The organism is Holdemania sp. (assembly GCF_986127675.1).
This window is the reverse complement of record NZ_CFQZWI010000005.1, coordinates 27329-40998: the sequence shown is the minus strand read 5'-3', so window position 1 is coordinate 40998 and position 13670 is coordinate 27329. Positions and strand designations below refer to the sequence as shown.

The 13670-nt window shown below is 50.6% G+C and carries 11 protein-coding genes; 3 read left to right on the top strand and 8 right to left on the bottom strand.

Annotated elements, in window-relative coordinates; all coding sequences use genetic code 11:
* Positions 1 to 101: 101 nt before the first annotated feature.
* The 6 genes from AC5OW4_RS01890 to AC5OW4_RS01865 form a co-directional block, all read right to left on the bottom strand.
* Positions 102 to 1454, bottom strand: a complete 1353-nt coding sequence (locus AC5OW4_RS01890) for an ATP-binding protein (RefSeq protein ID WP_195395592.1) — start codon at positions 1452 to 1454, stop codon at positions 102 to 104.
* Positions 1455 to 1775: 321 nt separating this feature from the next.
* Positions 1776 to 2555 carry an ABC transporter ATP-binding protein gene (locus AC5OW4_RS01885; protein ID WP_195395593.1) on the bottom strand — a complete coding sequence of 260 codons (780 nt, stop codon included), beginning with the start codon at positions 2553 to 2555 and terminating at the stop codon, positions 1776 to 1778.
* Positions 2548 to 3543 (bottom strand): FecCD family ABC transporter permease, encoded by a 996-nt coding sequence (locus AC5OW4_RS01880; RefSeq protein WP_195395594.1) that lies wholly within the window; start codon positions 3541 to 3543, stop codon positions 2548 to 2550. The genes AC5OW4_RS01885 and AC5OW4_RS01880 overlap by 8 nt, the downstream gene beginning before the upstream one ends.
* Entirely contained in the window at positions 3540 to 4562 is a 1023-nt protein-coding gene (locus AC5OW4_RS01875) for an ABC transporter substrate-binding protein (RefSeq protein WP_195395595.1), read from the bottom strand. Before AC5OW4_RS01875 ends, AC5OW4_RS01880 begins: the two co-directional genes overlap by 4 nt.
* A 278-nt stretch (positions 4563 to 4840) precedes the next feature.
* A complete protein-coding gene (locus AC5OW4_RS01870) occupies positions 4841 to 5599 on the bottom strand; it encodes a sirohydrochlorin cobaltochelatase (RefSeq protein ID WP_195395596.1) in 759 nt (252 codons plus the stop codon).
* 7 nt (positions 5600 to 5606) lie between these two features.
* Entirely contained in the window at positions 5607 to 8171 is a 2565-nt protein-coding gene (locus AC5OW4_RS01865) for an FAD-dependent oxidoreductase (protein ID WP_493676576.1), read from the bottom strand.
* 141 nt (positions 8172 to 8312) lie between these two features.
* On the opposite strand from AC5OW4_RS01865, the gene AC5OW4_RS01860 reads away from it, so the two are divergent.
* From AC5OW4_RS01860 to AC5OW4_RS01850, 3 genes are all read left to right on the top strand, one after another.
* Positions 8313 to 9203, top strand: a complete 891-nt coding sequence (locus AC5OW4_RS01860) for a LysR family transcriptional regulator (protein ID WP_195395598.1) — start codon at positions 8313 to 8315, stop codon at positions 9201 to 9203.
* Complete coding sequence (locus AC5OW4_RS01855) at positions 9200 to 9676, top strand: GNAT family N-acetyltransferase (RefSeq protein WP_195395599.1); 477 nt, start codon at positions 9200 to 9202, stop codon at positions 9674 to 9676. Before AC5OW4_RS01860 ends, AC5OW4_RS01855 begins: the two co-directional genes overlap by 4 nt.
* Before the next feature lie 391 nt (positions 9677 to 10067).
* Complete coding sequence (locus tag AC5OW4_RS01850; protein ID WP_195395600.1) at positions 10068 to 10346, top strand: ATP-binding protein; 279 nt, start codon at positions 10068 to 10070, stop codon at positions 10344 to 10346.
* Between the two features lie 117 nt (positions 10347 to 10463).
* On the opposite strand, the gene AC5OW4_RS01845 is transcribed toward AC5OW4_RS01850, so the two are convergent.
* Together AC5OW4_RS01845 and AC5OW4_RS01840 are read right to left on the bottom strand one after the other, a co-directional pair.
* A complete protein-coding gene (locus AC5OW4_RS01845; RefSeq protein WP_295770841.1) occupies positions 10464 to 11642 on the bottom strand; it encodes an ATP-binding protein in 1179 nt (392 codons plus the stop codon).
* Positions 11643 to 12193: 551 nt separating this feature from the next.
* Positions 12194 to 13669, bottom strand: a complete 1476-nt coding sequence (locus tag AC5OW4_RS01840) for a sulfatase family protein (protein ID WP_195395601.1) — start codon at positions 13667 to 13669, stop codon at positions 12194 to 12196.
* Position 13670: the final 1 nt, after the last annotated feature.

The window sequence follows — 13670 nt, the reverse complement described above, 5'->3', positions numbered from 1 at the left end:
GATAAGCAGGAACACTGCGTGTTTCAACTTCTCCTGATTTCAGATTTTTCCATGATTTAACGACAAACTCCCGCTCTCATGCGGGAGTCAGAACCGGAGTTTTATAGGAAAGGCGTCATGTAAAGCGGTAAATAAGTGATTCCATTTTCTTCTTTCAGATCACCTGGATGCAGCACATACGGGATATACAGCTGTTCTTTGTATTGAGAACAGAATTTCTTTAAAGAGGTCAGAGTGTAATTCTTGCTTGACTTAACTTCAATCGGTGAGATATTGTGCCGATTGGTAATCTTGCTTTTCGCCACTAAAAAATCAATTTCCATACGGCTGGAAGCATCATTCCGGGAAGAATTGGAGTAAAAATATAACTTATGTCCGCTAGCGGTGAGCATTTGTGCAACAACATTTTCCACAATCATCCCTTTATTAAATTCCAATTTATCAAATAGAAGTTTTTTATAAATTTCTTCACTGACAATTCCATTTTCATCGAAAGCATGACTGATCAGAAGCCCGGTATCAGCCATATAACATTTTAATGTCATCCTTTCCATGTTGAGTTTTAAGCCAAGCACAGGCGCTGTTGAATTGTAGGCGATATTGGTTATCATCGCGTCAGACAGCCAAAAAATCGCTTCTTCATAATCTCTGAAACGGGCTTCTTTTTTTAAGGAGGATAGTTTGAATTTCTTTTCATGTTTTTGAAGCTGCGAGGGGATATCATCAAAAATTTGTTCTACTTTCATCTCATATCCCTGTGCATGTTTGATGATATCTGCCCGGTAAAGTTCCAGGATATTTCGTTTTATCCGATCTACCCGGTCAAAATCTTTTGTACGAATATAAGTCTCTACGGCTTGAGGCATTCCCCCAACAATGAGGTATTGCCTAAAATAGTCCATCGCTTTCCGATGGAGCGCCTGTCCCATCGGCCGGCGTTCTTCAAAACATTTGCGGATGAGGTCCATGAACATCTCATTATCCAGTGCCCAGAGAAATTCTTCAAAATCAAGAGGAAACATTTTAACATGCCGTTCTTCTGAAGGAATTACGATATCTTTAATATTCGCTTTAATTGACATTAAAGAACCTGTTTCAAGATAGTCATAACGACCATCCGCCACAAGGTACTTAATCGCTGCGCGAGCTCTTGGAAAAAGCTGAACTTCATCAAAGATAATGAGCGTATTATGTTCATAACACCGGACATTATAGTAATTTGATAAATAAAGAAAAAAAGTATCCAAATCATTGAGGTAATGCTCAAACAAATCCGTGATCTCTTTAGAGACCCGGTTAAAGTCGATCAGAATATAAGTTCGGTATTCAGCTTTCGCAAATTCCTCAGCAATATAACTTTTTCCTACCCGCCGCGCTCCGTCGATCAGCATAGCGGTATGTCCTGCATCTTCACGTTTCCATTGGACAAGCGTATCATAGATTTTCCGTTTCATAAACACACCTCCGTATTTATCGGCAATATCCTTTTGGTTTCAGTATACCATAGAAAGAACTTATTTTACACGTTTTCAAGATTTTTAATCGCGCAATATCACACGTTTTCAAGATTTTTATAGCATTTCTATCACACATTTTCTAGAATTTTAAATAATATCGTATTCACATTTTCAATGTTTTCAGGATGATACCGCAATCCAAAATGTTTAAAAACAGGAATGGACAATCAAAGTGATACTAAAAACCAGACAAATCCGTGATCTCGCCGAGGCGTTTTCCGAAACTGTCTGGTTTTTCCTTTTTATCTTAAGGTCAAGCTATTCCCCGCCTTGATTCAGCGGCCGGAACAGAATAAACTCGTTTCCTGTTTCATCCTTGACCTGTTTTGGACATAGCCCAAAAACAGACTGCGGCAGACCGCTGATCAGAAAATCCTCCGGCGTGCCCGTGAACACCCGCGTCCCCTGATCCAGTACGCAGATCTGATCGGCCAGTTCGACGGCATCCGCCAGCTCGTGCAGAATCAAAACCACCGTTTTGCCTTCCGCCTTCATCCGGCGCAAAAGCGCATAGACAACACGGCGGTATTCCATGTCCAAACTGGCCGTGGGTTCGTCCAACAGCACCACCGGCGTATCCTGCGCCAGCAGCATCGCAAAGTAAGCCAGCTGGCGTTCGCCGCCGGAACAGTGACAGACTAAATCCTCCGCATGCGCCGCGATCTCGGCCTGTTCCATGGCCCGCTGTACTTTCTGTTCATCCGCAGCGCTTAACTGTCCGCCCCATCCCAGATAGGGCTGACGGCCGTAACTCGTCAACGTGCGCACGGTGATCGGCGGCCGCGGCAACACCTGCGGCAGCAGTGCGATCCGGCGGGATCGTTCCTGCGGGGTCAGAGAGCGCAGCGAACAGCCGTCCAGCGTCACCTGACCGTGCCAGCGGGTCTGCGTCATCGCCAGGCATCGCAAGAGCGACGTCTTACCGCTGCCATTGCGCCCTAGCAGCACCGTGATCTGACCCGCTTCCGCTTGAAAATCAACCTGCTTGAGAATGGTTTTAGATCCCAGCCGCAGGCTGATCTGCTGGGCCCTAAGCATAACGCCCCCGCCGCTGGAACAGGATAAACAGGAAGAACGGCGCGCCCAACAGCGCCATCAGAATCCCCGCCGGCAATTCCGCCGGGGAAAAGAGCGTCCGTCCCGCTAAGTCCGACAGCACGACTAAATTCGCGCCCAACAGCGCGGTCACCGGCACCAGCATCCGCAGGTCATGACCCGCCAGCTTCCGCGCCAGATGCGGCACGATCAAGCCGACAAACCCCAGCAGCCCGGCATACGTAACTACTGCCGCGCACAGCGCGCTGGCCAGAATCAGACAGATCAACCGCAGCGCTTTGACCCTTACGCCTAACGTGGCGGCCAGCTCATCGCCCAGACACAACAGATTTAACTGCGGTGCTAATCCCCAGGCAAGACCCGTTCCCACTCCGATCATGATCGTGGGGAAAACCAGATCCGCCCCCTGAACGCCGGAAAATCCGCCGATCGAAAACGCCGAATACGACGCCAGCGCGTCGGGAACCAGCTGTGAAAGAAAAGAGATCCCGGCGCTGAGCAGCGAGCTGACCGCGACCCCGGCCAGCAGCACCGTCGACTTGGACTGATGTCCGCCCGCGCTCACCGAAATTCCCAACACCAGAAACGTCGTGAACAACGCGCCCGCAAACGCCGCCAGCGGCAGAACCGCAAACGCCATCGGGAACAGGCAAAGCAGAACCATGACCGCAAAGCCCGCGCCGGAATTCACGCCGATGATATTCGGCGAACACAAATCGTTTCCCGTCGCGCTTTGAAGCAAAAGACCGGAGACCGCCAGCCCCACGCCGGCCAGCACAGCCCCGGCAACCCGCGGCAGCCGCAGCTGCAGCACGATCAGCCGCACCGTCGGATCGCCGCCGCCCGTAAAGACGGCGATCACCTCATCCAGCGGAAACCGGGCGCTGCCCAGCGCCAGTCCGCTCAGTCCCAGCACCGCTAAGAATAGAAAGAGAAACAGGATCAGAACCCGTTTCTTCTTGATCTTCATGAAAAGCTCTCCGGATACAACAGGCCGGCTAACACGCGGTAGGCTTCAGCCCAGCGGGCGTTGGGTTTATAATGAAACAAGTCTTTGGACAAATAGGTGCAGCGGCCGTTTTTCACCGCTTCCAGATCACGCCAGCCGCTTTCCTGAAGCAGGCTGTCCATATAAGCTCGGGCCGCTTCCTCATTGCCCTGGGGAACGATCAGGATCACATCTGGCTGATTCAGCAGAATGCTTTCCAACGCCAGTCCCTCGGACAAAGCGCCGGCTTCATCCGCGATGTTGACCGCGCCCAGTTCCTCCAGCATGCCGCCGACGAAGTGATCCTTCGCCGTTTTCGCCTTTGTCGCGGAATAGCCTGAGCCCGCCCGGATAAATAAGACCGAGATCGGTTCCTGGCCCCAGCGGGCCTGCGTCACTTCCGCCAGCAGCGTCTCGATCTCTTGCTGGACGTTGAGTCCGTAGGTCTTGTAGGCCTCAGTATTCCCGGTGATCTGCGTGAATAATTTTAATAAGGAAAGATAATCCGCAAAGCTTTCCTCTTTCAAGGCCGCGCATGGAATCCCATAGCCGCTTAACTGACCGCACAGCTCAGCCTGCGCACCCATATCCGCCGAAGCGATCACAAAGTCCGGCTGCTGGGCGATCAGCTGCTCCGCATCGATCTTTAACCCGGCGCCATCGTCCACCAGCGGCGTCTCAGCGTTGACAAATCCGCGTTTCACGCTGTCGCCGACCGTTACCGCGACGTCCCCGCCCGCCAGCTGCCACAGCTCGGCATACGAGGAAAACAACACCGCCGGCCGTTGAGGGGCCTGGGACAATGTGATTTCCCGATCCAGCGCGTCGGTAAAGGTCAGCGGATAACTTGCAGCTGCCGCGTTTTCTTCCGGCTGCGGTGCCGCCGCCGGTGTTGTTTGACAGCCGGCCACCACCGCCAGGATCATCAGCACGGCCAGAACCTTGACCGCTTTATTTTTCACTTTAAATTCAGACAAAAAAATGTCCGGTTTTCTGCTCATCTTCAATCCTCCTGATTTCATCATTTCTCCGGCGCATCACAGCCGGAAAAACGCAGTCCCTGCGGACTGCGGCAGTCCGCTTCCCGGATTCTTTTCAAATCCGGGAAGCCTGCCTGATCGTTGAAATGTCAATAATCACGCCAACATTCGATCGTCAAGATTGAACGTCAGCCGACTCACGAAGATTATTTTAAAGCCCTCGCCCGACATTGCGGTATGGCAAATCTCAATTCGTAAGCGAAACGAGCGTTGCCGCTCGTCTTTTAGTATTTCATTGTCTATCCATTAAATACCGTTTCTTCCGTGAATGAAAGAAACAATTCCTGAAAAGCTGGACAGCTGCCCAGTTCCAGATCGGAGATCGTCACGAACAGCGCGGGATAAGCCGCTGCCCAGCCCCGGCTTTCCTGCCGGACTTCCTGAGCGTGATGACCTGCACACAACATCAGAAAATTCAGTTCAATCCGCCGGGCTCCGCTTTGATTCCATTTTTCCAGCAGCTCGCCTAAGCTTGGATCGCCATGCAGCAGCGCGATCGACAGATCATCGCGGCCCGCCGCTCTCAGCTGTGTCTGCAGCACGGCATAAGCCGAATTCGCTCCCTGCGCGCAGCCATGTCCCAACAAAACCCGGGTCACCCCTGGCTCGGCGGGAAACAGTGCGTCCAGCGTCTGAGCGCAAGCCTGACTTCTTGAGGGTAACAGCGGCGGAATCAGGATCAGCTGATCAAAATCAGCCCGTCGTTGTTCCGCCTCACTCTGCAGCTTATCCCACTCCGCGCCTTCCGCTAACAACAGACTGTTCACTGCCACGCGCCGGCAGCCTTGTTCTGCAAGCTGGCTCAGCGCCTCGCCGACTAACGGCAGCGGTTTTCCCTGTGCTGCCAGATGCGCCTGAATCCGCGGACTGGTCAGTGCCAGCGCGTTAGGAAGCGGGGGAAATTGCTGAACCGCGGACTGATGCACAGCGGCGAAGCAGCGCTCAAACCGCTGCGGATCGGCGGTTCCAAACGCCGCGCTTACCCAACCGTCAAGCATGACCAAACTAGCACTTCGCTCCGCCGACAACCGTCTTCTTCAGGATGCTGTCCTTGTCGATCGAGCCGTTGAGCAGCTTGTCTTCCACATAATCGAAGCCCAAGCGCGCGATCGTATCGGCAAAGCGTTCGCCGGTAATCCCTTCATCGCGATAGAACAGGATCGCCCGTTCGACTAACGCCAGCACTTCTTCCTCGCTCGTGAAGATCCGCGACAGCGGTTTGCCTTCCGCGACCTTCTTGCCCCAGCGGCCGCCGATGTAAACTTTATAGCCGTAGGTGCTTTCTTCAATCGCCTTGAACGGACACTTGGATACGCATCGTCCGCAATGATTGCACAGGTCGGCGTCGATCTGAAGCTTGCCGTCGACCATCTTCGCCGCCCCGATCGGACAGGTTTTCTCAATCTGACAAACCTGACAGCCGCGGCACTTCGCCATGTTGATCTCCGGGATCCGCTGCCCAACGATGCCTAAATCGTTCAGATTCGGCTTGACGCAGTTGTTCGGACAGCCGCCGACTGCCAGCTTAAACTTATGCGGCAGCACGACATCATGATAGCCGATATAAAACAGATCGTGTAATTTCTGACTTAACTGGAACGTGTCGATCAGACCATACTGACAGGTTGTGCCCTTGCAGGAAACGACCGGACGAACCTTCGATCCCGTGCCGCCGGTTTCCAGCCCGACATCGTTTAAGAACGTCATCAGCGCGTCCAGATTCGCGTAAGGAACACCCTGGACTTCTAACGTCAGGCGCGTCGTCATCGTGACTTCGCCGGTTCCAAACAGTTCAGCCGCTTCGGCGATCTTGCGCTGTTCCTCACTGGTGATCTTGCCGTTGCGGGTGATCACGCGGACGTTGAAGCGATCCGGATAACGCTTATCCTGTAAACAGCCCAAGCCCTTGACGCGCTTGATTTCATCCGGCGGAATCGCCGCCCCAGCAAACTGCACCTTCACTTCATTCATCGTGACGCCGCCTTCCAGGACGACCGTCTGGGTATAGCCGAAGTGACGCAGCCGGTTCTGAAGCAGATACGCGCGGCGGCCGCGGTTGCAGACCAACAACAGTTTGGCATCGCGGTCAAGACCTTCAATCGGACCGTTGACCTGAGCCAGATCCACCCATTTTGCGCCGGCGATCGTCGGCTTCGGCAGCACGTCGACAACCTGATAGTCCTTTGCGGCTCCATTGGCATAGTCCGCCGGCGTCATCGACATCATCGCACCGGACAGCTTATTTTCCAAGACCAGGCAAGCCTGGACAAACGGATGTATCGCGGTGGAGAACGGCGGTGCGTAGGAATAGTCCAGACTGTTGAACGCTTCCAGCGTCATGCCCGCGGCAATGCCCGTTACGGCGATGTCGATCATTTTATCGACGCCGCTGCCCAGCACCTGGATGCCCAGAAGCTGATGCGTCGAACGATCGGCGATCAATTTTGTCATAAAGAAGGAAGAACCTGGATAATAGTGTGCTTTATCATCGCTGGCGCAGACCACCGTGACCGGTTCATAGCCAGCTTCCCGGGCCTGCGCTTCCGTCAGGCCGGTGCGGCCGGCGTTAAAGCCTTCGCCCAAGCGCACGACGCCGGTGCCCAGACAGCCGCCATATGCCGTTTCCGTTCCAGTCATCGTGCAGGCTAAAGCCCGCGCGGTAATGTTGGCCGTCGATCCCATCGCCGACCACTGAGGCTGACGGGTCTGTTGGTTCCTTACCAGCGCGCAGTCGCCGGCGGCATAGACGTCAGGAATGTTGGTACGCATCATTTCATCAACGACAATCGCGCCCTTTTCCATCGCCAGACCGCTGCCGCCCAGGAACGTCGTCGCCGGACGGATGCCGATCGCCAGCACGACCAGATCCGCGCCGATCCGGGTGCCGTTAGCCAGCACGCCGTCCGCCCGTTCCGTACCGGTGATCTCGCTTAACGGTGTTCCGGTCAGAACCCGGATGCCATTCTGGCGCAGACGCCGGCGGGCATATCCCGCCATTTCCGGATCGAAAATCTTCGGCAGTATCTGATCCGCCGCGTCGATCACGGTGACCGCCAGACCCTGAGCCTGTAAATTCTCCGCAATTTCCAAGCCGATGAAGCCCGCGCCCACCACGACGGCGCTGCGGCAATGCCGGTCCTGAACGTAAGACCGCAAAGCGATCGCGTCATCCGGCGTCCGCATCGTAAAGACACCCGGCAGCCGGATGCCTTCCACCTGCGGAACAAACGGCGTCGCACCGGTCGCGATGACCAGCTTGTCATAGCTTTCCAGCCACGTCTGTCCCTGGCACAGCGCCGTGACGGTTTTCGCCTGGAAATTGACGCTTGTCACTTCACAGCGGGTCACGACCTCCACGCCCGTCAGTCCCGTATATTTTTCCGGGGTATTGACGATCAATTCCTCCCGGCTTTCAATCATCCCTCCGACATAATACGGAAGACCGCATCCAGCGTAGGAAATATCCGCGCTCTGCGTCAGAATTTTTACCTCCGCGCTGCGGTTTTGACGTTTGATCTTGGCCGCCGCTTTGGTCCCGGCCGCGACGCCGCCGATCACTAATACTTTCATACCCAGCTCCTCCTTATCAGACTGTGATTTTGTACAATCATTGAACAGTCTCTCACGTTGTAAAATTATAGCACAGGGTCTATAATAAAAGAAAATTGTTAATACTTATCTGTTGATTCGTTTTTCTTATGAGGTGAACCCATGATTGATTATCGAATCCCAACCTTTTTAGCGCTTTATGAACTGATGAATTACCGCCGCACTGCCGAACAGCTGAAACTCAGCCAGCCTGCCGTCACTCAGCAGATTCATGCGCTGGAACGGGAATATGGCTGCCGGCTGTTCACTTATGACGGAAGCCGTCTGTACCGCACCCCGGAAGCGGAAAAGCTGGCGCAGTATGCCCGCGCCGCCGTGTATAACGACCAGCGGATGCGCCAGGAACTGTCCGCTCCCAAAATTCTGACGCTCCGCCTCGGCGCAACCAAAACGATCGGCGAATTCATCATCGGCGAAGATCTCTGCCGCTTCCTCAAGCGGCCTGACCGCACCTTGGAAATCGTGGTGGAAAACACACGCGAGCTGCTTCACCGTCTGGATCAGGAGGAGTTGGACTTCGCGTTGGTGGAGGGCAGCTTCGATAAAAGCCGTTACGGCTACCGGCGCTTTCAATCTGCTCCGTTTGTCGGGCTGTGTCATCGCGATCATCCCTTTGCGGGCAGAAAAGTCACCGGTGAAGCCCTGGCCGATCAAAGCGTCATCCTGCGTGAAGCGGGATCCGGAACACGCGCGATCTTTGAGAAATCACTGCAGGAGAGCGGGTATTCACTGGATAAAATCGGACGGATCATCTGCGTCAACAATTTCGCCCTGATCGTGCGGATGGTGAGTGAAAACCTCGGCGTTTCCTTCGCCTATTCCGCCGTCGCCGCAGGTCATCCCGAGCTGACGACCTTCTCGCTGGAAGGCTTGAGCGAACAGCGGGAGTTTAATTTCGTGTATTTAAACGGGACGCACGCCGATCAGCTGATCGACGAGATCTTCCCGAATTCTTCTTGCCAACAGAGTGATTATGAAAGAGGTGGGTTATGAATTATCGGAAAATGAGCGAAGCCGACGCCCGGCTGATCGAACAGTGGCGCTATCCCGGCGAATACGCAATCTATGATGAACCACGGTTCTCAGAAATTCCCGCCAGTCAGCGCGAGCATTTCATCAGTTTCTTTGAACAGGATCAGCTGATCGGCTTTGTTAATTTATTGGAGGAAGAAACGGAGGTTTTTTTTGGTATCGGCGTTCATCCGCAGGTTTGTTCCCGCGGCGTCGGCACGGCGATCACCCGGGAAGCGATTGCGATTGCCAAACAGCGCTGGCCGCACAAGCCTTTGTATCTGGAAGTCAGGACGTGGAATCAGCGGGCTGTGGCTTGTTATGAAAGGGCAGGTTTTGTGATTACCAAAAAAGTCCAGCTGACGACTCAGTTGGGACCTGGGCTTTTTTATCACATGGAAACCAACCGGCCTGTTGAATCGGTCAGGGATACTGCCGCTAAATCATCGAAGTGATGAATCCTCAGCGCCCGCCAATCGGTTCATAAGTACTTTTACATGATTCCCATTACGAAAATAGCCGGGCAGCAGATCACAGGTCAACCGGCTGGACTATACATTGGATAAAATCATTCTCTTCGATTTAATTATCGTCAATTAGATCACTTTATAATAGAGCTTCATTCTAAACAGATTATAGAAAAGAATATCGAAGGACAATTCGTAAATTATCAGTTATAAAAGAAATAATTCACTTCATTTTTTATCAGATAGAACTGATAAAATAATACACCCCTTAGATATTTCAGGGTATAATTTAAAAATATTTCATTGCCGATTATGGAATTCGCGAAGCAATCTATGACGGAAATCTTAAAGATATCAATTTAATTCTGGAGAATATTGTTTGTATGGAATTGCTGCGCCGGGTTATACTGTGACCGTAGGCCGAGCCGCAGAAAAAGAAGTCGATTTTATCTGTGATAAAAAAGGTTCAAGATTGTATATTCAAGTTACATATCGTTTGGCTTCTGAGGAAACAATCCAACGTAAATTCAGCGTCTATGATTTGATCCGTGATCACTATTCAAAATACATAGTTTCCATGGATGAATTGAATTTGAGCAGGAACAGCATCAAGCACCAGAATATTCGTGACTTTCTCTTAACCGAAAATTGGGAATAAGAATTCAATTTCATCAAGGATTTACACTCTCGGCTTTCAAAGCAATACTGTCTGTTAATGTTCATTGTTGAAAGTGATACTTGTTTTCTGTCAGTCTTGTCACATCCTTTTTAATTTTTAATATTCATCCTCAAGTAAAAAATCCGCCAAATGCACAATTTTAACACCGTTGATATTTCCGGCAGCCAGTTCGTCCAGCGTTACCACATATTTTGGGTAGTGGTCTTTAATTTCAAGGAGATTGGCAACCTCCCGATCAGATTCCTCCGGCAGTCTGCGGCACACCTGAACGTAAATCCGTTCATCACGACGCACCGCTACGAAATCGATCTCTCTTGTTTCATTTTTGCCAATATAAACATCATAGCCTTTTCGCCGTAGTTCAAAGTAAACGATGTTTTCGAGCATGGCTGCAATAGACTTGGGGTTAAAGCCGATGATGCAGAATTGGAGAGAAGAATCGGCAAGATAAAACTTCTCCTGCGTTTTCAGTACAGATTTTCCTTGTAAATCGTATCTCTGGCAGCGATAAATTACAAAAGCCTTTTCCAGCCAATTCGGATAGTTGTAAACTGCTTCAACAGACAGGAAACGCCCCTCGCTTTTCAGAAACTTCACGATTGCATTCGCAGAAAAGGTTTTTCCTACATTTTCAACAATAAAGCGAACAACACGGTTGAACAAATCAAAATTCGCTATATTGTGCCGTTTTGTAATATCGCTTGTTATGACAGAGTTGTAAATGCCCTCTACGATCTGATAAGCAGCACGCTCGTCAAAGCTGCCGAGTGCAACAATGGGGAAACCACCCAACCGGATATATTCATTCAAAAGTTCTCTCGTTGAAAGACCGCTTTGTTTTTTAAACTCCAAGTACTCTGCAAAAGACAAGGTATAAACCGGAATAGAAATATATCGCCCTGTCAGATAGGTTGAAATTTCGCTGGACATCAATTTTGAATTGGAGCCGGTTACATAAATATCGGTGTCGGTATTTTCAAGCAGACTGTTCACCGCTTTTTCCCAACCGTCGATTTCCTGCACTTCATCAAGAAAAAGGTAATATCGTCCACCGCTATTCATCTGCGCCTTGATGCCTTCATACATATTTTTATCCGTCATACCGTCGTCAAAATCCTCCGAGGTATAACACATACTGATAATATGATCTGCGGCAACGCCGTTGTTCTGCAGGTCATCCCGCAGCATTTCTAAAATAGTGGATTTTCCGCAGCGTCGGATGCCGGCCAGTATTTTTACAAGCGGTACATCACGGTAGGTTTTCAGCAGTTCCATATACTGTGATCTTATAATCATCATATCGCCCCCCTGTTTATCACAAATAGTATAGCCAAAAAAACTACGCTTCAGTAAATAGTTTTTACCGAAAAACCATAAAAACTTTGGAATATTCTATGCTTTTTCGTTTTAAAATAAATTTATTTTCATTGAAAAACGGCACAGGTGATCTTCGTGTGTTGTCATCCTAGAGATACGTTTTTGTGTATGGGTTGGATTTGACGCTTACCTTAGATGTGTTGATTACCCATTTCCGAGTAAGAGCCTTTGAAGTCTCTTTCAGCTTTTTCTTTGCATTTTCTTTTTATTTATTTTGATTCTTTTCGCTCTTTTTTCACTCATTTTTCCTGATGTTCAAAAGTATATCAATCCTTTTAAGCATGAAAAAGCCACCATGATCATTACTGAAAACTCAGTGTATCAGGTGGTTTCATTAAAAATATAAGCTACATTCTAGTCTTGTAGCATAAAACCTTGAGAGAATGATGCTCAATCCCGCTGAGCTACGGTTGCGTTAGCGAAAAACCACGCCCTCATGCTTACGCTTGTTATTCCTCGCCATAGGTCCGGCCGGGAAGCATCGTTTTCATCGGTACGTTATCGGTTGTTTCAATCAGCTTTTTCAACAGCCAATCCTTCATCTTTGCGATTTCCGCGCTGTAACGCTTGTCGTCGACGACGTTCTTTTCCTCAAACGGATCCTGACTTAAATCATAAAATTCATCTTTTTCAAACAGCCGATAGACATATTTATAGCGCGGGCCGCGAACCATGAACGCCTTTGTGTGCTCCGGCATTCGGGTCTGCGCTTCCAGACGCGGCCAGTAAATTGACTCCCGGCCGGTGTAGCCCTCCATCGCCTGTTTTTCACCTTTGATTCGACCACCTTCACTTAAGACGTATTCATGCAGCTCAACATCATCCTGAAACAAAGAGGTCAGCGATTTTCCAAACTGCGTATAGTCCAGCTCATAGCCCATCAGCTCCGCAACCGTCTGCGGCATATCGTTCAACTCCACCATTGCAGAACAAGTCCGTGCCTGATACGGGGTACCCTTGGCGGGACGGATCATGCATGGAATATGCACAAGACAATCCTCAAACGTATTCTGAGTTTTCTCCACCAGCCCATAATCCCCCGTGAAATCGCCATGATCCGCAAACGCGATCACATGCGTATCATCGTAATAGCCTTCCGCTTTCAGCGCGCCGATCACGCGGCCGAGCTGATGATCCAGCTTCGCGACCATTCCGTAGTATGTTGCCCGGATTTCCCGGAAATCCGCGTCAGTCAAAGACGTCAGATTCTGATTCTTCCGGATCCGATAAAGCAGGCTCGGCTTATCCTTCAGCTCTTCAATATTCCGTGTTTTACGTTGGATTTGACCACGGTCAACCTGCGAAAACCACGGCTGTTCCACTTCATAGGGCGGATGCGGCAGATTCAGCGAAACATACAGGCAGAACGGCTCTTTCAGCTCCTTGTTCCGGATCATCTCCAGCGTCCGCTCGATTACCAGATCATCCTGCGTTTTCGCCGCTTCCGCCTGTGTCATCTCGCCGAAATAAAAGGAATAATAATGCGGATTCTCCGCAATCTCGGCAGGCGAAACAGTTTGGCCGATGCGATGAATCGCATTCGTGCTCATTTCATAACCGATATATTCAAGATCGCAGGTCGCCCGCATTTCCGCTTCGTCCTGACGGTTGAAATAATGCGATTTCCCCATCAAATACACATGATAACCATTCTTTTTCAAGGATTTCAAAAGGCTCGGGTCGTCCTTCTCCAGAAAGTAATGAATCGTCCGATGACCGTTGGTGTGCGGATACCAGCCGGTATTAAAGCTGCAGCGGCTGGGAACGCAGATCGGCGACTGACAAAACGCATTTTCGAACAGAATCCCTTCCTTGGCCAGCGCGTCGTAATTCGGCGTCGTCAGCTCGGTATTGCCCAGACAGCTCAGACTGTCCGCCCGCAGCTGGTCCGCAATAAAAAACAAACAATTTTTTCTTTTTTCCATA

Bases quoted from the DNA above. Each gene is read 5' to 3' on its own strand.
- AC5OW4_RS01890 (WP_195395592.1), bottom strand. From the start codon at position 1,454: ATGAAACGGAAAATCTATGATACGCTTGTCCAATGGAAACGTGAAGAT.
- AC5OW4_RS01855 (WP_195395599.1), top strand. From the start codon at position 9,200: ATGAATTATCGGAAAATGAGCGAAGCCGACGCCCGGCTGATCGAACAG.
- AC5OW4_RS01840 (WP_195395601.1), bottom strand. From the start codon at position 13,669: ATGGAAAAAAGAAAAAATTGTTTGTTTTTTATTGCGGACCAGCTGCGG.
- AC5OW4_RS01880 (WP_195395594.1), bottom strand. From the start codon at position 3,543: ATGAAGATCAAGAAGAAACGGGTTCTGATCCTGTTTCTCTTTCTATTC.
- AC5OW4_RS01860 (WP_195395598.1), top strand. From the start codon at position 8,313: ATGATTGATTATCGAATCCCAACCTTTTTAGCGCTTTATGAACTGATG.
- AC5OW4_RS01865 (WP_493676576.1), bottom strand. From the start codon at position 8,171: ATGAAAGTATTAGTGATCGGCGGCGTCGCGGCCGGGACCAAAGCGGCG.
- AC5OW4_RS01875 (WP_195395595.1), bottom strand. From the start codon at position 4,562: ATGAGCAGAAAACCGGACATTTTTTTGTCTGAATTTAAAGTGAAAAAT.
- AC5OW4_RS01885 (WP_195395593.1), bottom strand. From the start codon at position 2,555: ATGCTTAGGGCCCAGCAGATCAGCCTGCGGCTGGGATCTAAAACCATT.
- AC5OW4_RS01870 (WP_195395596.1), bottom strand. From the start codon at position 5,599: ATGCTTGACGGTTGGGTAAGCGCGGCGTTTGGAACCGCCGATCCGCAG.
- AC5OW4_RS01845 (WP_295770841.1), bottom strand. From the start codon at position 11,642: ATGGAACTGCTGAAAACCTACCGTGATGTACCGCTTGTAAAAATACTG.